This is a genomic window from Streptomyces sp. NPDC089915 (genome assembly GCF_040684675.1).
Lineage (GTDB): Bacteria > Actinomycetota > Actinomycetes > Streptomycetales > Streptomycetaceae > Streptomyces.
The window spans coordinates 44918-65408 of the sequence record NZ_JBFBGN010000025.1 but is presented as its reverse complement, the minus strand read 5'-3'; the positions used below and the strand labels follow the sequence as shown (position 1 = coordinate 65408).

Genomic DNA, 20491 nt, shown 5'->3' with positions numbered 1-20491 from the left:
GTCGCCTGGGACGAGTGGGGCAAGAACCCGGCGCGGGCGGCGGGCGCGGTCACCTTCAACGTCCTGACCACCGTCTTCACCGGCGGCAGCGGCGCCGCCGCCAAAGCCGGCACGGCCGCGAAGGTCATCAGCGTGGCGGGCAAGGCGGGCCGTCTCATCGACCCGATCACCTACATCGGCAAGGCCGCCCAGATCGGCAAGGTCAAGATCGGCGACCTCTTCGCCAACCTGGGCAAGGTGGACGGGGCCTTCCCGAAGATCGACGACGTGATCTGGAAGGACCTCCCCAAAGCCGATGCGCCGGGTGTCACCTTCCCGCATCCGGAGGACACGGTCCGTCTCCCGGACGACGCCCTGGGCCGCCCCCAGTACTACGACAAGACCACCCACCAACTCCTCGACCACAACGGCCTCCCCAAACAAGACCTCACCGCCATCCCCAAGGGCCCCGACCACCCCCTGGCCGAAATCCCGAAGCACGACCCGGTCCCGGTCACCGCGGGCGCCCACACGGCGGAAGCCACAGCCCACACCCCAGGCGGCGCGGCAGACCACACCCCGCACAACAGCCACACCGAACCCGGCAGCGGCCCGGGAACCCACGGCGGCACGGACACCACCCCCACCGGCGGCGGCGCCCACCACACCGACACCCCGGGCACCGGAGGGGGCCACGGCGACGGCCCGGGCGGGGGAGGAGACCACGGCGGTCCGGTCAACGAGCACCCCCTGGGCGACTCCGAGAACCCGCACCCGGTCACCGAGGCCCAGCAGGCCGACTTCATGAAGAGCCAGGCGGAACTGGACGGGCTCAGCCGGAAGAAGCAAATCGATCTGGTCGGCCGGGGTATTGAGGTCAACGGCGTGAAATACAAGCCGGAAGCACCGCTCCTCAAGGGTGCCAAACACGGAATCGACTGGACCGAAGGGCCGGCCCGCGCAAGTAAGGAAGACAAGGCGCAAGGAAGGTTTGGGACGCCGGCGGACGTCCACTACGCTACGGAGCGCGCGGCTGAACTGGGGCCCGGTAAGACCGGATTCTTCAAACTTCCGGAGGGGCACGGCTGCATCGAGTACCTGCCCGACGGTACGACTCGTATACCGAATGCCCTGTTTGTGAAGGTGTACGCGAGCGGCAAGGTACACGCTTACCCGACCACGCGATAGGAACGACGATGGGTTTCTCCCTCCAGGCAGGCTGCCCGGTGGTCCAGGGGTGCGAGTCCGCGGCGGACATGGCCGACGCGGTCGGTGAGATGTACTCATCCGAAGCCGAGGACGCCATCCTCGTGTGGAATCTCGTGCCGGTCCGGCTGCCGTACGGCTATGACCTCGCCGCCCTGATCGACGACCTGGTTCCGCTTCTTGAGGAAATCCTCCGGCCGGAGTTCAAGGAAACCGAGGTCTTCTGGGGATCCGATACGTTCTCGGCCGAATGGCAAATGACCCGCGAGGGAGAATCGCTGAGGATCCGGGCCCGCTGGCACAGCACGCTCGGAAACTATGAATCGCTGCTGGCCGAGCGCGGTGACGCGGTGGTAGGCCGGCTGGAATTCGTCGGGGAATGGTCGAAGGTCCTGCGGCGGATCGTGGCCGATATCGAAGCGCAATCGGTCGAGCTGGAGGACGACGACGTCTTCGTCCGGGCCAAGGCCCTGCTCGCGGGCTGAAGGGTACGTGGTGGAGTCCGGGGCCGGCGCCCTGCTGGAGCGGCTGGGGGCCGTGGAGTGGGACATGCGGTGGGACCTGGCGTTCGAGCGGGTCGGGTCGCGGCGGGTGCTGATGTGGGAGTACCTGCGGCGGGCCGCCGTGTGGGCGGGGGCCTGCGGGGCCGAGGGGGCCTGGCCGTTCTTCGACGCCACCCGTCACCTCGACCCGGGGTTCGAGCTCGGGGCGCGGCAGGCCGCCGCGCTGGCGGAGTTGCTGCCGCGGGTGCCCGCCGGGGAGATCCGGCGGACCTGTGAGGGGGCGGTGCGCCTCGCCGAGCTGCGGGTGCGCGCACCGGGGGCGGTGGAGGGGCTGCCGGACCTGTACGAGCCGCTCGTGCTGTTCTACGAGCGGGGCGGCTCCTTCGGCCGGGACTGCGCGACCTCCGCGCTGGACCTCGTCGGAGTGACGTACCGGCCCGGCCCGCTCCACGGGTTCCTCGGCAGCCGGCCCGTCACCGCGCTCGGGGACTCCGTGCTCGACGCCCTCGAAGGGGCGGAGGGGCGGGTCGAGTACCACGCGCCGGAGCGCGGCGGCCCGGAGCTGCTGCGGCGGCACGCGCTCGGCACGGAGGCGCTCGGCCCCGGCCTGCGGTGGCACGCCACCGGCCGGGACCCCGACGCCGAGCGGGGCCTCGTCCGGATCGACCCCCTCGAAGCGGCCCGCCGGATCGGGAGGTTGGCGGAAAACCGATGAGTCGGGCGCGCGGCCGACGGCCGCGTACTAGCGTTCGGGGCCGGTGTGCGAAGGGAGGCCGGAGTGGCGGCCGAGGACTACGACAGCCAGTTGCTGGAGTCCGTCGCGGTACGGCGGCGCAGACTGCGCGACGCCGTGCTGTTCGGGGCGCAGCGGGGCCGGCGGGTGGCCGACGAGCGGATCGGGAAGGCGGTCGCCGGGCTCGTGATCGCGGCCGTGCTGTGCGCAGGCTGCGTCGGCTGGTCCTTCGTCTCGCACCGCCTCATCGGCAAGATCGGCACTCCCGGCCAGGTCCGGACCCGGTGAGGGGTTCGGGCGCGTGGTGAGCGCGGGGGTGGGGACCGGTACCGGCCTGAGCCGGGTCACCCTGGTCGGCGAGCGGCGGCGGATGGATCTCGTGCTGCCCTCCCGGGAGCCCGTAGGGAGGCTGCTGCCCGACGTCATACGGATGCTGGACGACCGGGTGGCCGCGCAGCCGATGCTGCGCCACCTGGTCACGGCGGACGGGTCGGTGCTGGAGCACGGCACCTCGCTGGAGGACGCCGGGGTCGCGGACGGGGCCGTGCTGCGGCTCGTGCGGGTGCAGGACGTGCCCTCCGCGCCGGTGGTGCACGACGTCACCGACGAGGCCGCCGAGGACCTCGACGTACGGGCCTGGCGCTGGCGTCCGGCCGCGCGGCGGGTCACCGCCGGGGCCGGGATGGTCGGGTGGGCGCTGGTCGCCGGGGTGTTCGCCCGGGCCGCGTTCGCGCCGGGGACCGTCGCCGGGGTGCTGCTCGCGGCCGCCGCCGGCTGCGGGGCCGCCGGGGTCGTGGCGGGCCGGCTGAAGCGGGCCGGGCTCGCCGCCGCGCTGCTCGTCACCGCCGGCGCGGTCGGCGTGCTCGGGGCGTGGACCCTGGCCGACGCGCAGCACTGGGGGGCCATGGGCCGCCTCGGTGCCGTGGCCGGGGCGCTGGCCGTGGCGCTCGCGCTGCTGGGGTGGTGCACGCCGCTCGGGCGGGGCGGGTTCGTGGGGGCCGCCGCGGTGGCCGGGCTGGCGGTGCTCTGGGAGGGCGTGGCCCTGGCCCAGGGGCACGCGGGCGCCCGTACCGGGGCGGTCCTCGCGGTGGTCTCCGTCGTCCTGCTCGGGCTGCTGCCCCGGCTCGCGCTGGCCGCGGCCGGGCTCACCGGGCTCGACGACCGGCGGGCGCGGGGGGCCTCGGTCAGCCGGTACCGGGTCGCCACCGCCCTCGGCGCCACCCACCGGGGCATGGCCCTGGCCACCCTCGCCACCGCCGTCTCGGCGGGTGCGGCCGGGGTGGTCGTGCGGGGGGAGCCCGACGTCTGGACGGTGTCCCTCGCCTCGGCGGTCGCCGCCGTGCTGTGGCTGCGGGCGCGGGCGTTCCCGCTGGTCGCGGAGGTGGTCGCGCTGCTGCTGGCGGGGGCCGCCGTCACCGTTGCCGCCCTGCTGGTGTGGGCCGGCCGGGCCGGGGCGGCCGGGCCGCTGGCGGTGCTGCTGGCGCTGGCCCTGGCGGCGCTCGGGGTACTGGCCGTGCAGCCGCCCGAGCACGTACGGGTCCGGCTGCGCCGGTTCGGGGACGCCGCCGAGTCCTTCGGGGTCATCGTGCTGTTCCCGCTGCTCATCGGGGTGTTCGGCGTGTACGGGCGGCTGCTCGGCACCTTCGCGTAGGGGTTGCACATGTCAGACACGAACCGTCAGGACGACTGGCAGGCCGCGGTACTCGGCGAACTGACCGGCAACGGCCCGGCCGCGGCCGACGTCCGTACGCCGCCCGGCGGTCCCGCCGCGACCCCGGTGCGGACCGCGGCCCCGGCGGGTTCCACCGACCCCGGCCCCGGCCCCGGCGCCCCGCAGGGGGTCGGGTTCCCCGGTGTGCCCGAGAGCGTGCCCGTGCGCGGGGGTGAGGGGGGCGGCCGGGACCGGCACGGGGAGACCGCCGGGCGGCGGGTGCTGCGGAGTCTGCGCGGGGCGCTCGGGGGGTCCGCCGCCCGGGCCGTCGCCGTCGAGAGCGGGCTCGCCGCGCGCGTGCAGCAGCCCGTCACCACCGGGCGGCACATCGTCGTCACCAGCATCCGCGGCGGCTCCGGCAAAACCACCGTCACCGCCCTCCTCAGCCGCACCTACAACCACCTCCGCCACGACCCGGTGCTCACCCTGGAGGCCGACGCCGCCCTCGGCACCCTCCCCGTCCGGCTCGGCGTCGAGTCCCTGCGCTGGACCTGCGCCGACCTCGCCCGGATCGTCCGCCCCTCCATGCAGCTCACCGACGTCACCGGCTACCTCGTCCCGCTCCCCGACGGCGGCTGGCTGCTCCCCGGCAGCCAGGGCCGCATCGGCGCCCAGGTCGACGTCGCCGCCTACCGGACCGTCACGGTCGCGCTGCGCCGCTACTTCGGGGTCACCGTCGTCGACTGCGAGACCCTCCCCGGCGAGGTCGCCCGCACCGCCCTCGACACCGCGCACGCCCGCGTCCTCACCACCCCCGCCACCGCCGAGGGCCTCGACTCGACCCACGCCGTCCTCGACTGGCTCGCCACCCTCCCCGTCCCCGTCCTGCCGCGCACCGTCGTGGTGCTCGCCGTGCAGTCACCGCACCCGGCCGTCGACCTCGCGCGGGCCGGCGAGCGGCTCGCCGCCACCGGCGCGGGCGTCGTCGTCCTGCCCTACGACCGCCACCTCGCCTCCGGCGGCCCCGTCCGCACCGCACTCCTCGGCGAGGGCACCCGGCTGGCCGCCGTCCGGCTGGCCGCCGAGGCCCTCCAGCGGGCCGTGGCCCTCCCGGCGGCCGGCGGCGCCCGGTGACCCAGCGGACCGTCCACCGCCCGGCCCGCGCCACCCTGCCCCCGGCCGCCGCCGCACCCCGCACCGTCGAGGCCCCGCCGAACCTCCCCGAAGGGAAGATCGGCAGCCCCGCCACCGCCCTGCTGCCGATGGCCGGAGTCATGGGCTCCGTCGTGATGATGACCGTCATCCGCAACAGCCAGTTCGCCGCCGTCGGCGCGATCGTCCTGGTCTTCGCCCTGATCGGCGCCGTCGCCCTGTTCTGGTCCCAGCGCGGCAAGGCCCAGCGCACCCGCCGCGCCCAGCGCGAGCGCTACCTGGAGTACCTGGAGGAACAGCGCGAGGAGCTCGGCGCCCGCGAGAAGGCGCTCCGCGACGAGGCCCGCCGCCTCAACCCGCCGCCCGAAGCCCTCTACGACCTCGTACGGGACCCCGCCCGGCTGTGGGAACGCCGCCGCCACGACCCCGACTTCCTGAGCCCGCGCCTGGGCACCGGAGCCGTCGCCGTCCAGGAGATCGCCCTCGCGGCCGGCGCCGCGAACGTACTCACCCCGCCCGACCGGTTCATGCTGAACGAGGCCGGCGCCCTGATGGCCCGCTTCGCCCGCGCCAGCGACTTCCCGCTGACCGTCCCCCTCGACCGGGCCGGCAACGTCAGCGTCATCGGCGACCGCGAGGGCGTCCTGCGCGTCGCCCGCGCCCTGCTCACGCACACCGCCGTCCTGCACGCCCCCGACGACGTCGCCGTCGCCCTCGGCGTGCCCGGGGAACGCCTCGACGACTGGGAGTGGGCCAAGTGGCTGCCCCACGTCCTCGACCGGCAGGAACAGGACGGGCCCGTCCCCGCCCGCCGGATCGCCCCCGACCTGCCCCGGCTCGCCGCCGGGGTCCTCGCCGCCGACCTGCGCCGCAGGGCCTCGTACGCGGCCGAGGTGCGCCGCGGCCTGGCCGACCGGGGCGCGCTGCGGCTCGCCGGCCGGCTGCTCGTCGTCAGCGACGAGTACGGGGAGAACGCCGTCGAACTCCCGCGCCCCGACAGCGCGGTGGGCCTGGCCGACATGAACACCACCGTCCTCCACCTCCTCGCCGAGCAGGTCCACGAACCCGACGAGGTGTCCGTACGGATCACCGTCCACGGCCCCGGCGCCACCCACGTCACCGTCCACGACCTGCGCACCCCGCAGGCCCCCGCAGCCGAGGGCCTCACCGACCCCCTCGGCCCCGCCACCGCCGAGGGCCTCGCCCGGATGCTCGCCCCGCTGAGGCTGTCCGCCGAGTCCGTCGCCGAGGGCACCCCCGTCTCCGGGCCCGTCGACTTCCTCGGACTGCTCGGCATCGACGACCCCGCCCGCCTCGACGTCGGCCGCCTGTGGGCGCCCCGGGGTGAACGCGACTTCCTGCGCGTCCCCATCGGCGTCGACGACCGCCACGGCCCCGTCCTCCTCGACCTGAAGGAGTCCTCACAGCTCGGCATGGGCCCCCACGGGCTGTGCGTCGGCGCGACCGGCTCCGGCAAGAGCGAACTGCTGCGCACCCTCGTCCTCGCCCTGGTCGCCACCCACCCGCCCGAGGACCTCGCGATGGTCCTCGTCGACTACAAGGGCGGCGCCACCTTCGCCCCCTTCGAGCGGCTCCCGCACGTCGCCGGGGTCATCACCAACCTGGAGAACCAGGCCGGACTCGTCGAACGCGTCCACACCAGCCTCGCCGGCGAGGTCAAACGCCGCCAGCAGGTCCTCAAGGACGCCGGGAACGTCGCCGACATCGGCCACTACGCCGTCCTGCGCGCCGAACGGCCCGAACTGGAGCCGCTGCCGCACCTGTTCGTCGTCATCGACGAGTTCGGCGAACTCCTCACCGCCAAACCCGACTTCATCGACCTGTTCCTGTCCATCGGCCGCATCGGCCGCTCCATCGGCGTCCACCTGCTGCTCTCCAGCCAGCGCATCGAGGGCGGCAAGCTCAAGGGCCTGGACACCTACCTCTCCTACCGGCTCGGCCTGCGCACCTTCTCCGCCGACGAGTCCCGCACCGTCCTCGACACCACCGACGCCTTCCTGCTGCCCCCGCTCCCCGGCTTCGGCTACCTCAAGGTCGACACCTCCACCTACACCCGCTTCAAGGCCGGTTACGTCTCCGGGCGCCACCGGGGCCCGGCCGCCGGACCCGACGCCGCCGGACCCGGGCCCCTCGCCCTGGCCTACCCGGCCTTCAACACCCTCCGGGACACCGCCGGCCCCGACGCCCCCGCCCAGGACGCGCCCACCGCCACCGCCCGCGAGACCGGCCCCACCGTGCTCTCCGTCATCGTCGACCGGCTCGCAGGCGCCGCCCCGCCCGTCCGCCGCATCTGGCTCCCCCCGCTCCCCGACGCCGTCCCCCTCGACGCCGCCGCCGGACCCCTGACCGTCACCGAGCACGGACTGCGGCTGGGCCCCGGCCCCTCCGGCCCCCTCGACAAGACGCGCCGCGCCCCCCTGCGGGTGCCGCTCGGCCTCCTCGACGACCCGGCCCGGCAGTGGCGCGGCCCCTGGGAACTCGACCTCACCGTCGCCGGCGGGCACACCGCCGTCACCGGAGGCCCCCAGTCCGGCAAGACCACCCTGCTGCGCACCCTCGCCCTCTCCCTGGCCCTCACCCACACCCCGCAGGAGGTCGCCGTCTACGGACTCGACCTCGCCGGCGGCGGCCTCGCCGCCCTCTCCGGACTCCCGCACGTCGGCGGCATCGCCGGCCGCGCCGACCGCGAACGCGCCGCCCGCACCGTCGCCGAGGTGCGGGCCATGCTCGCCGCCCGCGAACGGCTCTTCCGCGAGCACTCCATCGACTCCGTCGACCAGCTGCGGTCCCTGCGCGCCCAGGGCCTGCTCCCCGAACTCCGCTCCACCGACATCGTCCTCCTCGTCGACGGCTACGGCGCCCTGCGCGAGGAGTTCGACGCCCTCGACGACGCCGTCACCGACCTCCTCAAACGCGGCGGCGGCTACGGCGTCCACGTCGTCGCCGGCATGCTGCGCTGGAACGACGTCCGCATCGCCAACCAGTCCCTCTTCGGCGCCCGCGTCGAACTGCGCCTCGGAGACCCCTCCGACTCGGCCATCGACCGCAAACTGTCCGAGACCATCTCCCCGGACACCCCCGGCCGGGTCCTCACCGACGGCCGGCTGTTCGCGCAGACCGCCCTGCCCCGCATCGACTCCCGCGCCGGCGCCGCCGGCCTCGCCGCCGCCCTGGAGGACGCCGCCGCCACCGTCCGCGCCACCTGGCACGGCGAACCCGCCTCCCCCGTACGCGTCCTGCCCACCCTGCTGCCCGCCGACCGGCTGCCCTCCCCCGACGAGGAACCCGGCCGCCTCCCCGTCGGCGTGGACCAGGACGTCCTCGCCCCCGTCCTCCTCGACCTCTTCGGCCACGACCAGCACCTGCTGGTCCTCGGCGACGACGCCTGCGGCAAGACCAACCTCCTGGCCCTCGTCGCCCGCCAGCTCATCGCCCGCCACGGCGACCGCGAACTCGTCTTCGCCGTCTACGACCCCCGCCGCGGGCTGCGCGGCGTGGTCCCCGAGCCCTACCGCGGCGGCTACGCCCACAACGCGAAGACCGCCGCCGCGCTCTCCGCCGGCATCGCCGCGGAACTCGACAAACGCCTCCCCGAGGACGGCATCGACCCCGACGCCGAACCCGGTGACGGCCCCGCCTTCAGCGGACCGCGCATCGTCGTCCTCGTCGACGACTACGACATCCTCACCACCGCCGGACAGCAGCCCCTCCACGCCTTCGTGCCCTACCTGCCCTCCGCCCAGGACATCGGACTGCACTTCGTCATCGCCCGCCGCGTCGCCGGCTCCTCCCGCGCCCTGTACGAACCGCTGCTGACCACCCTGCGCGAATCGGGCACCACCGCCCTCGTCATGAACGGCGAACGCGCCGAGGGCCAGCTCTTCCCGCAGCTGTACGCCGGCGCCCAGCCGCCCGGCCGGGGCACCCTCGTCCGGCGCGGCCGCCCCCACCAGGTGGTACAGACCGCCCTCGCCGGCCCGCCGACCCAGGAAGCGCCCTGACACCATGACCAAGGACGTCATCGCCCTCACCCCGAAGATGCCCGACACCGCCGCCCTGCTGGTGGCCCTCGCGGCCGGCGGCGCAGGACTCGACGCCGCCGCCACCGCCGACGGAGCCGTCATCCAACTGCTGGGCGCGGGCGGACGGCCCCTGGTCTCCGTGGAGGCGCCCGTTCTCCTCCAGGTGCCCGGCGAGGCCGAACGGCTCCTCGGCACCCCCGCCGCCACCCCCCTCTGGTGGACCGAGACCCGCGCCTCCACCGCCGTGCCCGAGGCGGCCGGACTGGCCGGGGCCGTCGCCGGACGCCTCGCCGAGGTCCTCGGCGGAACGGTCTGGCCCGAAGGCGCCGGGCGGGTCACCACCGTCCCCGTGGACTCCGAGGCCTCGGCCGCCCCCGCACCCCCCGGAGCCCTCCCCACCGTCGACGTGGTCACCGCCTCCACCGCCGTCGTCCTCGCGGACCGGCCGGTCGTCCCGCTCACGGCCTGGCTCTCGGACGTCCTGCGCACCACCGCCGCCCACGGCGCGGCCCTGCACCTCGTCACCCCCGCCCACTGCCGCATCAGCCTGCCGCTGCGCACCGTGCTGACCGGGGCCCCCAACCGCTGGGTCGTCCAGGACCCCGCCGGCGGCTACTACGACGGCCTGTCCGGAGCCGTACTCGCCTGGCAGGACGGCACCTTCGCCCCCGTCCGCGACGCCGAGGGCCGGGCCCGGCCCGCCGAGGCCTTCGGGCGGCCCGCCGCCGGGACCGGCGAGCGGCGGCTGACCGTGCAGCTGCGCACGGAACAGCCCGCCGAGGACGACACCCTGCTCGGCGGCGCGCTGGAGACCGCCTGGCGCACCCTCACCGGAGCGGGCCCGGCCGGCTGGGGCACCGCCGAACCCGTCAACCTGCCCTGGTCACCCCGCCGGTTCACCGACCTCGCGCGCGGCCGGATGCCCGAGCCCACCCTCGTCACCGCCGTCGGACACCCGGACCGGCCCGCGCTGGCCACCGTCCGCGTGACCCGCACGGCCGCCGGGATCGAGGAGGACGCCACCCTGTCCCTCGGCTACGGACCCGCCGAGGAGGTCCCCCTCGACGCGGTGCGGGAGCTCGCCGAGGCCCTGGCCCGCGGGCACGGGCTGATCGGCATGCTGGTCGCGCTGGGCCCCGGCCGCCGCGACCCCAGCCTCGCCCCCCGCTACACGGATCCCGCCCTGCCGGTGTCGTACACCCTGGGCGCCCGCGGCGTCGCCGAAGCCACCCTGACCGCCGCCCGGCGGCCGCCGCTGGCGCTGAAACCCGTACGGCTCGGCCCGGAGCGCAGGCCCGCCCTGCACTACCCGCTGGGCGGCGGAACGGACCCCGCCGGGTGGGAGCACCTCGCCGCGCTCCTGACCCACCTGCGCACGGCCGTACCCCCGCTGCCGTAGGCCGGTCGGGGTAACTCCGGGCCGAACATATGAATCTGACGGCCCCTCCGGGTAGGGCCGCACGGGACGGACCCCCGATCCGGTCCGCGCCCGCAACCGAAGGACAGCCCGATGCACCTCTCCCGACCGGCCCGTCTCGCCGCACCCGCCCTGGCCGCGCTCGCCCTCACCACGGTCCTCGCGGGACCGGCCTCCGCCGCCCCCGCCGTCGTCTCGCGCGACAACAACCAGGTGGTCTTCACCGCGCAGCCCGGGGCGACGAACACCGTCACCTTCAGCACCCCCGGCGGCTGGCTCCAGGTGGAGGACAAGACCAGCCGGATGATCCCGGGCTCCGGCTGCTCCCGGTTCAACAACGACCCGCACATCATCCGCTGCGGGCACTCGGCGGCCGTGACCCGCCTCCAGGCCTCCCTGGGCGACCGGGACGACGTGGTCAGGAACGAGACGGCCATCCCGAGCGACCTCACCGGCGGCCCGGGCGACGACATGCTCATCGGCGGCAGCGGCCCCGACCGGCTCATCGACTCCGACGGCTGGAACGCCGCACCCGGCTCCAACACCTTCGAGGGGCGCGGCGGCAACGACACGATCATCAGCCGCAACGGCGGCTACGACAGGATCGACTGCGGCGAGAGCCCGGCCGACACCGACATCCTCCTGGCCGACGCGGCCACCCTGGACCACCTCGTCCCGAACACCTGCGAGTACGTCCAGCGCGGCTAGGCCACCGAGGCCCCGGGGTTACAGCTGCGGGCCGCCCCCGGCCCGCACCAGCCCCGTCTCGTAGGCCAGCACCACCACCTGCACCCGGTCGCGCAGCCCCAGCTTCGTCAGGATGCGGCCCACGTGCGTCTTGACCGTGGCCTCCGACAGCACCAGCCGCCCCGCGATCTCCCCGTTCGACAGGCCCTGCGCCACCAGCAGCATGACCTCCCGCTCCCGCTCGGTCAGCCGCTCGATCTCCTTGTGCTCCGGCTCCTGCGTGGTCGTCGGCAGCATCGGCGCGAACCGGTCCAGCAGCCGGCGCGTCGTCGACGGGGCCACCACCGCGTCCCCGCTGTGCACCGACCGGATCGCCGCCAGCAGCTCCGCCGGAGGCACGTCCTTCAGCATGAAGCCGCTGGCCCCCGCCTTCAGCCCGGAGAAGGCGTACTCGTCCAGGTCGAAGGTGGTCAGGATGATCACCTTCGGGTGCTCCTCCGGCTCACAGATCCGCCGCGTCGCCTCCACCCCGTCCAGCCGGGGCATGCGCACGTCCATCAGCACCACGTCCACCTTCGTGGCCCGCAGCACCTCCAACGCCTCCAGGCCGTCCCCGGCCTCCGCGACGACCTCCATGTCCGGCTGGGCGGCGAGCACCATCCGGAAGCCCGTGCGCAGCAGCACCTGATCGTCGACCAGCATCACTCGGATGGACATCAATCACCTCTTCTTGAGCGGGAGCAGGGCACTGATCCGGAAGCCGCCGCCGGGGCGCGGGCCCGCGTCCAGGGTGCCCCCGACCATACCGATGCGCTCCCGCATGCCGATCAGTCCGTGCCCGGCGCCGTCGGCGCCGCCGTCCTCGTACAGTTCGTGCGCGGCGCCCCGGCCGTCGTCCTCGACGAGCAGGCCCAGCCCGTCGTCGAAGTAGACCAGCCGTACGCTCGCCTTCGCGTCCGGGCCGCCGTGCTTGCGCGTGTTCGTCAGCGCCTCCTGCACGATCCGGTACGCGGTCAGCTCGACCCCGCTGGGCAGCCTGCGCGGTGCGCCCTCCACCTCGAAGTCCACCGTCAGGCCGGCCGCCCGCACCTGCTCGATGAGCACCTCGATCTGCTCCACGTCGGGCTGCGGCACGTAGTCCTCGGACTCCTGCGGCTCGCCCGTGCGCAGGACGCCCAGCAGCCGCCGCATCTCCGCGAGCGCCTGCCGGCCCGTCCCGGAGATGGTCTGGAGGGCCTCCTTGGCCTGCTCGGGAGCCACGTCCATGACGTACGCCGCCCCGTCGGCCTGGACCACCATCACCGACACGTTGTGCGCGACGACGTCGTGCAGCTCGCGGGCGATCCGGGCGCGCTCGGCGGCCACCGCCACCTTGGCCTGCGCCTCCCGCTCCTTCTCCAGCCGCTGGTTGCGCTCCACGAGCTGGGCGTAATAGGCGCGCCGGGTGCGCAGCGAGTCGCCCAGCACCCAGGCCAGGGCGAAGGGCACCATCATGAAGACGACGATCAGGGCCTCCTGCGGCCCGCTCGCCCCCTTGTCGACGCCGAACCGCAGGGAGTAGAGCGGGGAGGCCAGCAGCCCGGAGACCAGCGCGGCGCGCGAGACCCAGCGCGGCACGTCACCCGAGGCCGCGACGGTGTAGAGGATCACCAGCATCGCGATGTCGCAGAACTGCGCCTGCGACCCGATGGCCAGCTGGTAGACGCCCGCGCCCACCGTCACCCAGAACATCTGCCCGGTCCACTTGCGGCGCAGGGCGATGACGGCGGTCAGCGCGGCCACGACGGGCACGGTCGCCAGCCGCAGCGCCGTGCTCGCCCCGCCGAGGTCGGCGACGTTCAGCATCGAGAACCCGAAGAAGAGGACAGCCCAGAAGCTGTCGACGCCCGTCGGGTGTCTGCGGATGAAGTCGTAGAGGCGCTGCACGTAACCCAGAGTAGGGAAAGGGGATAGGTGCTGGAGTCAACCACAGGTGCGATCCCTGTGGCGGGCGAGTACTCCCCAAGGTGGAGGGTGACCTTAACCTGGGCGGGATGAACGCTCAGGGTGGTGTCGGGGGCCGGGTCAGGGGCCCGGTCGGGGATCCGGCGGGGGAGCCGGTCCGGTGGCGGGCGGCCATGGAGGCCGCGCTGTACGGGCCCGGCGGCTTCTACGTGCGGCCCGGCGGCGGCGGGCCGGCCGGCCACTTCCGCACCTCCGTGCACGCCTCCCCCCTGTACGCGGGGGCCGTGGCCCGGCTGCTGCTCTCGGTGGACGCCGCGCTCGGCCGTCCGGAGCGGCTCGGCCTGGTGGACGTGGGCGCCGGCCGGGGCGAGCTGCTGGCCGGGGTGCTCGCCGCCCTGCCGGAGGCGACGGCGGAGCGGGTGGTCCCGTACGCCGTCGAGCGGGCGGCCGCGCCCGAGGGGCTGGACCCCCGGATCCGCTGGGTGGACGCGCCGCCCGCGGGGACGACGGGCCTGCTGTTCGCGAACGAGTGGCTGGACAACGTACCGCTGGAGATCGCCGAGGACGGCCGGTACGTCCTGGTCGCCCCCGACGGCACGGAGACCCCCGGCGGCCCTCTGGAGGCCGCCGACCGGGCCTGGCTGGAGCGGTGGTGGCCCGGCGGGGACCGGGAGGGCCGGGCGGAGATCGGCCGGGCCCGCGACGAGGCCTGGGCGGCGGCCGTCGCCACCCTGGACCGGGGCCTGGCGGTGGCCGTGGACTACGCCCACACCCGGGCGGACCGCCCCCCGTACGGCACCCTCACCGGCTTCCGCGAGGGCCGCGAGGTCGCCCCCGTCCCGGACGGCGGCCGCGACGTCACCGCGCACGTCGCCCTCGACTCCTGCGCGGGCCCGGGCGCGGCCCTGCTCACCCAGCGCGAGGCCCTGACCGCCCTCGGCGTCTCGGGCGGCCGCCCCCCGCTGGCCCTGGCCTCCACCGACCCGGCGGGCTACGTCCGCGCCCTGGCCTCGGCGGGGGAGGCGGCCGAGCTCACCGCGCGCGGGGGGCTGGGCGACTTCGGCTGGCTGCTCCAGCCGGTCGGCATCCCGGCGGGGGCGCTGCCCTTCCGGGGGCCCGCGTCCGGTACGTAGGCGTACGGCGTAGGCGTACGGGCACGGCGTAGGCGTACGGCGGAGGCGTACGGGCACGGCGGAGGGGCCGGCATCCCCCCGGGAAAGCCGGCCCCTCCGTCCCTCCGCGCCGCCGACCGCTCGGCCGCGGCTGCTACTCGGCGGCCTCGTGGTCGTGGCCCGGACGCAGACCGCCGCCGTTGCCGGAGCCGGTGGTCGGCTTCGAGACGACCGGCTGCGACAGCGGGGCCAGGTCGTAGGCGTAGTGGCCCACCGCGTTCGCGATCACGTCGACGTTGATGTCGAGCGCCTTCTGGTCGATGTTCGTGATGTCGTCGCCCTTGCCGTGGTAGTTCACGTCGTAGGCGACCCCGGCCTGACCGCCGAACTTCGCGGCCTGCTCCGGCGTCTTGATGCCCTCGGCGCCGGTGTCCGTACCGCCGGACGGGATGCCCGCCTCGATGAACGGGCCGTAGTCCGAGCGGCCGGTGAAGTCACTGCCCTCGTGCGGGATCTTCTGCGCGTCCAGGAAGTCGGTGATCTGCTTCTCCAGCTGCGCCGAGCCCTCCGGGCCGGGGCCCGAGCCCACCTTGTCGGAGTCGTCGCCGTCGTAGACGAAGTAGGCGGCGTTGGGCGAGGCGATCATGTCGAAGTTCAGGTAGAGCTTGATCTGCTTCTTCTGCTCCGGCGTCAGCGAGGCCACGTACGCCTCCGAGCCGAGCAGGCCGAACTCCTCCGCCGACCACCAGGCGAACTTGACCTTGTTCTTGATCTTCTTCTGCTCGCTCGCGAGGCGCTGCGCGACCTGGAGGATGCCGGCCGAGCCCGAGCCGTTGTCGTTGATGCCCGGACCGGCGGCGACCGAGTCCAGGTGGGCGCCGAGGAAGACCGTGTTCTCCGGGTCGCCGCCCTTGGTCTCGGCGACGACGTTCCAGGTCTTGCGGTTCTCGCGGAACTGGCGGACGTCGAGGGTCACGTTCACCGTCCCGGCGGTTGCCTCGGCGGCCAGCTTCTCGCCGTCGGCCTGGCTGATGCCCCCGGTGGGGACCTTGCCCGCGTTCGGGTCGCCGAGGGTGCCGTTCAGGGCGCCGGCGGTGTTGTTGTAGATGACCGCGCCGACCGCGCCGGCCGCCGCCGCGTTCGCCTGCTTCGCGGCGAAGGTGCAGCCGCCGCGCTTGACCAGGGCGATCTTCCCGGTGAAGGCGCCGGGCGCGAAGTCGGCGGCCTCGCAGCCGTTGGAGCCGTCCGCGTCGACCGGTACGACGGCGACCGGGGCGGTGACGCCGCCCTCCGGGCCGCTCGCCGTGTAGGTCATCAGCTTGAGCGGCACGTCGCGGCCGTTCGCGCCGTTCACCTTCAGCGTCTCGGCGATGGTCTCGACGTACACGAAGTCGAACTCGTGGCGGGAGACCTCGTACCCGGCCGCCTTCAGCACGCCCTCGACGTACTTGGCCGACTGCTCGTGCCCCTTCGAACCGGCCACCCGGGTGCCGTTGTTGTAGTCGGCGATCGACTGGAAGACCTTCAGGTGGTTGTTGGCGCCCTTGCCGGTCGCCTCCTTGACCAGCTTCCTGGCCAGGGCGTCACCCCGGGCGGCGTCGCTCTGCGGGCTCGACGCGCCGGCGGGCGCGGCGAGGAGCAGCGGGGAGACGAGGGCCGCGGCCGCCATGGCGGCGGTTGCTGCGGCTATACGGCGAGAAGGCATGCGGATCCTTTCACTGCATCACGGCAAGGAGCGACTGCGGGGCGAGCGGTGGGGCGGTGGGGGCACGTTAGGCAGCAACCGGGCGCCGTCGCCAGGGTTTTCACTGCTTCCGGTTTGTGAAATCCGGATATCGGTACGTCCGCGCCGATAGGGAACAGCGAAATCCGGCCACCGTCCGGAGGGCGGATCGGGGCCGGTCAGGTGCTTCGGAACGGCAGCTTCGGAACGTCAGCGTCGGAACGTCAGCGGAGGATGCCCTCGATGAGGTCCGGGCCTATCCGGGCCACCACCGCCAGGTCCAGCTGGTGCTGCACGTAGCGCCCCTGACGGCGCGTGTGTATCAGCCCCGCCCGCTTCAGCACCGCCAGGTGCCGGGACACCTCCGGCGGAGTTATCCCGTACACCCGGGCCAGCTCGCTCGTCGTGTACGGGGCCCGCGCCAGGCTGCGGCACAGCCTCATCCGCATCGGGTGGGCCAGCGCCTCCATCCGGCGCTGCACCTGCTCCACCGAGGGCGGCTCGGCGGGCAGTTCGGGGGACTCCAGCGGGTAGTGGACCACGGGCATCCAGCCGGGCGCGTGCAGGACGAGCAGGTGCGGCCAGCCGAAGTTCGTCGGGATGAACAGCAGGCCCGGCCCGACCTCCGGATCGGTGGCGGTGGCCTGGCCGTTGACCATCTTGTCCGCGGTGATCCGGGTGTGCGCCTCGTCCACGCTCAGCGCCGAGGACACCTCCTTCAGCACGGCCGGCAGCCCCCGGTGGCGCAGCACCTCCGTCTTGTGCCGGACGTCCGCGGTCTGTCGCGGCTCGATCCGCCGCCAGGTCTCGGCGAAGAAGGCCTCGTCACAGTCCTCCAGCAGCCGCCGCAGCCACACCCGCACGGTGGACGGGTCGTCCAGCAGCCGCCGCGTGAACTCCAGCCGCGCCGGACCGCGCGCGGCCGCCGTCTCCAGCGCCTTGGCGCGGGCGGCGGGGTCGCTCAGCGGGGAGGGGGCGCCGCCCTCGTTGTAGAGGGCCAGCCAGCAGTGCTCCAGCGCGGCCAGCACGAACCGCTCGTCGTCCATGCGGTCGAGGACGTCCAGCTCCTCGGCCAGCGTCGCCCCGGGGCGGCCGCTGCCGCCGGGGATGCCGGCGAAGGCCATGAAGATGTCGGAGAAGGAACTCCGCCACATGAAATCGGCCTCGAGGAGGCGCTCGGCCAAGCAGGGGTCGAGCGAGGCTTTGGTGGTCCTCGTCCAGGACTGCAGCCCGGGGTGGTGCGCGGGCTGCGAGAGCGCGTGCAGCGTCATGCAGAGCTCGGCGAGCGGGGAGGGCGCGAAGGTGATCCGCTCCACGGGGAGCCCGGCGATGTCGATGGTCACGCTCATCGCCCCATTCTGTCCGCCGCCGCCCGCGCCCGGCCCCTCGGGGTACGGGCTCGGGCGCGGCCCTCCGGGTGGCGGCATGGGGGTTCCGCCGCAGGTGGGAGGCGTCGATTGACGCCTCCCGTCAATCGACGCGCGCCGTGCGGCCGACGGGGTGAGGGTGGATCCATGACCGCGATCGAGCAGTACCTCATCGACACCTACCGCGCCTCCCAGCACGGCACCCCCATGCCCCCGCCCCCGGGCCGCGACGACGTCGCCACCCTGCGCGCCCTCCGCACGGCGGCCCAGTTCGAAGCCGCCCTGGAGGGCGCCCCCACCACCCACCCCTGGCGCCACGCCCTGACCCGCTTCCTCCACCGCCCGAGGGCGTGCTGAGGGGGCCTCGCGGCGGGGGCCGGCCATCGCCCCCGCGAGGGGCCGGGGGCGGGGCGGTGTTTGCCCACCCGCCCGGGCGGGGTGGAGGCTGGGCGGGGGTGGCACGGTGCGGCGGGGCCGGGGGAGGGGCGGGGCCTCAGCGGGGCGGTCTCAGAGCAGCTTGGGGGTTTCCCGCCAGTCTCATCGTCCTTCCGCGTCGGGCCGGTCAGTCAAGGGCGCTCCTTCGTCGCGTCGCTTCGCGATCGCCTACGGCGACCCTTGACAGACCGTCCCGCCACGGAAAAACGAAGACTGCCGGGAACCCCCCAAAGGAACGGGACGGATGTAAAGCGGGCATGCGGCCGTATCAGCGCCGAGTCGGGGTCGTCGGGACACGGCAGACCACACATCCGGCCCCCAACAGCCGCAAGCGGCAATCGGTGCCAACCCACGCATCAGATCGCTACGCGCTTCTCTCATCTCGGCGTCCGACGGCCGCCTGGGGCCGCTACCCACACGAAATGCCAATCAGAGCGGCATTCGGGACCGGTGGGCGCAACAGATCGCTACGCGCTCCTCTCGTCTCGGCGTCTGCAGCCGATCGGTGGCCGGTAGCGATCTGACGCGCCAGGCAGGGGCTGATGGGGTCCTGTTCGTCATGTGGTGCGGGTAGTGGCCCACGACGGCGGCAAGCCGCCGAGACGAGAGGAGCGCGTAGCGATCTGACGCGCCCGCCCGCGAGAGATGACCGCCTGATTGGCATTTCGTGCGGGTAGCGGCCCCAGACGGGCGGCGGCCGCTGAGAAATGAGGAGCGCGTAGCGATCTGATGCATGGGGCGGCATCGGATGCCGATTACCGGTCTTGGGGGTCGGCTGCCCGGTCTGCCGGCCCCCGGTCTGCCCGGCTGGTCGCTGATCCCGCCGGTCCTCTGATCTACATCCGTCCCGTTCCTTTGGGGGGTTCCCGGCAGTCTTCGGCATTTCGTGGCGGGTCGGTCTGTCAAGGGTGGCCGAAGGCCATCGCGAAGCGACGCGACGAAGGAGCGCTCTTGACTGACCGGCCCGACGCGGAAGGACGATGAGACTGGCGGGAAACCCCCAACCATCTCTGAGAGAGCCCCGCTGAGGCCCCGCCCTCCCCCGGTCCCGGCCAGCGCTCCCGTCCCAGCCCGGCGGTACCCCGGCCACCGGCCCCACCGGGCCGCAGACCGGGAGGCGGGTGGGCAGCCGCCGATCCGCCCCCGGCCCCTCGCGGGGGCGATGGCGGGCCCGCACCGCGAGCCCCCCGCCCCCTACAGCCGGGCCAGGAAGCCCCTCAATGCCTCGCGGACGTCCTCCGGAGTCCACCCCAGGCCCGGCTGGGTCACCGTGACCTCCGTCATCGACAGGCCCGGGGCGACGCCTTCCGTGCCCCAGCGGCCGAACAGGACCGTGCCCTCCTCCTCCGCCTGCCGGGTGCCCGCCTCGATCAGGCGGTCCGGGTCGTGGGGGAGCCACACCTGGAACTGGTGCGTGTGCGGTACCCCGGGGTTGATCCGGAACCACGGCACCCCCGCCGCCTCGAAGCCCTCGCGCAGCGCCGCCGCGACCATCCGGGCCTGCTCGACGTACGCGGGGAGCAGCGGCAGCTCCCGTTCCAGTCCGGACAGCGCCGACAGGGCCTGGGGGAACTGGCGGAAGATCTGGCCCCCGTACCGGTGGCGCCACACCCGGGCCTCCTCCACGAAGCCGCGGGCGCCCGCCAGACAGGCCCCGCTCAGGCCGCCCAGGGACTTGTAGAAGGACACGTAGACGGAGTCGGCCAGCCCGGCGATCTCCTCCAGCGGGCGGCCGAAGTGGACGGTGGACTCCCACAGGCGGGCCCCGTCGAAGTGGACCACCGCGTCCCGTTCCCGGGCGGCGTCCACGAGTCCCGTCAGCTCCTCCCACGTGGGCAGCAGGAAGCCGGCGTCGCGCAGCGGCAGCTCCAGCATCAGGGTGCCGAAGGGCTCGGGGTGGTCGCGGACCTCGGCGGCCGTCGGCTGGCGCGGATCCTGCACCGGGTGGACGGTGCGCAGCCCCGACACCGCGGACAGGGCGCCGCCCTCCCACCGCTCGGGGTGGCCCATGGGGTGCAGGGCCACGACCGGGTTGCCGGTGCGGCCCGCCCAGCAGCGCAGGGCGATCTGCTGGGCCATGGTGCCCGACGGGAAGAAGGCCGCGTCCTCGGTGCCCAGCAGGGCGGCGACGCGCCGCTCCAGCTCGGTGACGACCCCGTCGCCGTAGAGGTCGCCGGGCGCGTCCAGGTCGTACGGGGCGTCGGCGAGCTCCGCCAGGAGCTCCCGGACGGTCGCCTCCCGGGGGCTGTGGGTCAGCTTCCGGGAGGCTCCGCGCCAGGCGGCCACGACGCGCCGGGTCCGGGCCTCGGTCTCGTCGGCCTCGTCGGCCGTGCCCGCCGCGTCCGCCGTGTCCGCCGCGTCGGCAGTCTCCGCCGTACCCCCGACGCCGCCCCCGTCCCCCGCGCTGCCGTACACGCCTGCACCCACGCCGTCACCCACGCCGTCGCCCGCGCCGCCGTACACGCCGTCACCCACGCCGTCGCCCGCGCCTTCGTCCGTCACACCAGTCATGCGCCCGATCATGCCCCTCCCACCCCAC

General features: G+C 74.4%; 15 protein-coding genes and 1 pseudogene. 11 read left to right on the top strand and 5 right to left on the bottom strand.

Annotation, left to right across the window (positions count from 1 at the left end; genetic code table 11):
- From AB0O29_RS11080 to AB0O29_RS11040, 9 genes and pseudogenes are all read left to right on the top strand, one after another.
- Positions 1-1167 (top strand): annotated as a pseudogene (locus AB0O29_RS11080) (hypothetical protein); the annotation flags it as partial.
- 8 nt (positions 1168-1175) lie between these two features.
- Entirely contained in the window at positions 1176-1670 is a 495-nt protein-coding gene (locus tag AB0O29_RS11075) for a hypothetical protein (RefSeq protein ID WP_365149472.1), read from the top strand.
- A gap of 7 nt (positions 1671-1677) precedes the next feature.
- Positions 1678-2403 carry a hypothetical protein gene (locus AB0O29_RS11070; protein WP_365149469.1) on the top strand — a complete coding sequence of 242 codons (726 nt, stop codon included), beginning with the start codon at positions 1678-1680 and terminating at the stop codon, positions 2401-2403.
- A gap of 63 nt (positions 2404-2466) precedes the next feature.
- Positions 2467-2709, top strand: coding sequence for a hypothetical protein (locus AB0O29_RS11065; RefSeq protein WP_365149466.1), 243 nt, complete (start codon positions 2467-2469; stop codon positions 2707-2709).
- A 28-nt stretch (positions 2710-2737) separates the two neighbouring features.
- Positions 2738-4072: a type VII secretion integral membrane protein EccD gene (eccD, locus tag AB0O29_RS11060; protein WP_365149463.1), complete on the top strand. Its 1335-nt coding sequence runs from the start codon at positions 2738-2740 to the stop codon at positions 4070-4072.
- A 9-nt stretch (positions 4073-4081) separates the two neighbouring features.
- Positions 4082-5206 (top strand): hypothetical protein, encoded by a 1125-nt coding sequence (locus AB0O29_RS11055; protein WP_365149460.1) that lies wholly within the window; start codon positions 4082-4084, stop codon positions 5204-5206.
- A complete protein-coding gene (gene eccCb / locus AB0O29_RS11050; protein WP_365149457.1) occupies positions 5203-9246 on the top strand; it encodes a type VII secretion protein EccCb in 4044 nt (1347 codons plus the stop codon). The genes AB0O29_RS11055 and eccCb overlap by 4 nt, the downstream gene beginning before the upstream one ends.
- Before the next feature lie 4 nt (positions 9247-9250).
- Complete coding sequence (locus AB0O29_RS11045) at positions 9251-10666, top strand: DUF6177 family protein (RefSeq protein WP_365149454.1); 1416 nt, start codon at positions 9251-9253, stop codon at positions 10664-10666.
- A 111-nt stretch (positions 10667-10777) separates the two neighbouring features.
- Positions 10778-11392: a hypothetical protein gene (locus tag AB0O29_RS11040; RefSeq protein WP_365149451.1), complete on the top strand. Its 615-nt coding sequence runs from the start codon at positions 10778-10780 to the stop codon at positions 11390-11392.
- Between the two features lie 18 nt (positions 11393-11410).
- Here AB0O29_RS11040 and AB0O29_RS11035 read toward each other — a convergent pair whose 3' ends face one another.
- Positions 11411-12088 carry a response regulator transcription factor gene (locus AB0O29_RS11035; protein ID WP_344169729.1) on the bottom strand — a complete coding sequence of 226 codons (678 nt, stop codon included), beginning with the start codon at positions 12086-12088 and terminating at the stop codon, positions 11411-11413.
- 3 nt (positions 12089-12091) lie between these two features.
- A complete protein-coding gene (locus AB0O29_RS11030) occupies positions 12092-13297 on the bottom strand; it encodes a sensor histidine kinase (RefSeq protein WP_365149447.1) in 1206 nt (401 codons plus the stop codon).
- 191 nt (positions 13298-13488) lie between these two features.
- Between AB0O29_RS11030 and AB0O29_RS11025 the strand changes: the two genes are divergently transcribed.
- Positions 13489-14448: an SAM-dependent methyltransferase gene (locus tag AB0O29_RS11025; RefSeq protein ID WP_365149478.1), complete on the top strand. Its 960-nt coding sequence runs from the start codon at positions 13489-13491 to the stop codon at positions 14446-14448.
- Positions 14449-14581: 133 nt separating this feature from the next.
- Here the strand turns inward: AB0O29_RS11025 and AB0O29_RS11020 are convergent, their stop codons facing one another.
- Both AB0O29_RS11020 and AB0O29_RS11015 read right to left on the bottom strand, forming a co-directional pair.
- Positions 14582-16132: a M28 family metallopeptidase gene (locus AB0O29_RS11020; RefSeq protein ID WP_365149444.1), complete on the bottom strand. Its 1551-nt coding sequence runs from the start codon at positions 16130-16132 to the stop codon at positions 14582-14584.
- A gap of 242 nt (positions 16133-16374) precedes the next feature.
- A complete protein-coding gene (locus tag AB0O29_RS11015) occupies positions 16375-17499 on the bottom strand; it encodes a DUF5937 family protein (RefSeq protein ID WP_365149441.1) in 1125 nt (374 codons plus the stop codon).
- A 165-nt stretch (positions 17500-17664) separates the two neighbouring features.
- Between AB0O29_RS11015 and AB0O29_RS11010 the strand changes: the two genes are divergently transcribed.
- Positions 17665-17874, top strand: coding sequence for a hypothetical protein (locus AB0O29_RS11010; protein WP_365149438.1), 210 nt, complete (start codon positions 17665-17667; stop codon positions 17872-17874).
- A 1272-nt stretch (positions 17875-19146) separates the two neighbouring features.
- Here the strand turns inward: AB0O29_RS11010 and AB0O29_RS11005 are convergent.
- Positions 19147-20463: a beta-eliminating lyase-related protein gene (locus tag AB0O29_RS11005; protein WP_365149435.1), complete on the bottom strand. Its 1317-nt coding sequence runs from the start codon at positions 20461-20463 to the stop codon at positions 19147-19149.
- Positions 20464-20491 lie beyond the last annotated feature (28 nt).

What these genes read in the sequence shown, in the direction of transcription:
- AB0O29_RS11045 (WP_365149454.1), top strand. Translation starts at nt 9,251, where the DNA reads ATGACCAAGGACGTCATCGCCCTCACCCCGAAGATGCCCGACACCGCC.
- AB0O29_RS11040 (WP_365149451.1), top strand. Translation starts at nt 10,778, where the DNA reads ATGCACCTCTCCCGACCGGCCCGTCTCGCCGCACCCGCCCTGGCCGCG.
- AB0O29_RS11035 (WP_344169729.1), bottom strand. Translation starts at nt 12,088, where the DNA reads ATGTCCATCCGAGTGATGCTGGTCGACGATCAGGTGCTGCTGCGCACG.
- AB0O29_RS11075 (WP_365149472.1), top strand. Translation starts at nt 1,176, where the DNA reads ATGGGTTTCTCCCTCCAGGCAGGCTGCCCGGTGGTCCAGGGGTGCGAG.
- AB0O29_RS11010 (WP_365149438.1), top strand. Translation starts at nt 17,665, where the DNA reads ATGACCGCGATCGAGCAGTACCTCATCGACACCTACCGCGCCTCCCAG.
- AB0O29_RS11025 (WP_365149478.1), top strand. Translation starts at nt 13,489, where the DNA reads ATGGAGGCCGCGCTGTACGGGCCCGGCGGCTTCTACGTGCGGCCCGGC.
- AB0O29_RS11055 (WP_365149460.1), top strand. Translation starts at nt 4,082, where the DNA reads ATGTCAGACACGAACCGTCAGGACGACTGGCAGGCCGCGGTACTCGGC.
- AB0O29_RS11020 (WP_365149444.1), bottom strand. Translation starts at nt 16,132, where the DNA reads ATGCCTTCTCGCCGTATAGCCGCAGCAACCGCCGCCATGGCGGCCGCG.
- AB0O29_RS11015 (WP_365149441.1), bottom strand. Translation starts at nt 17,499, where the DNA reads ATGAGCGTGACCATCGACATCGCCGGGCTCCCCGTGGAGCGGATCACC.
- AB0O29_RS11005 (WP_365149435.1), bottom strand. Translation starts at nt 20,463, where the DNA reads ATGACTGGTGTGACGGACGAAGGCGCGGGCGACGGCGTGGGTGACGGC.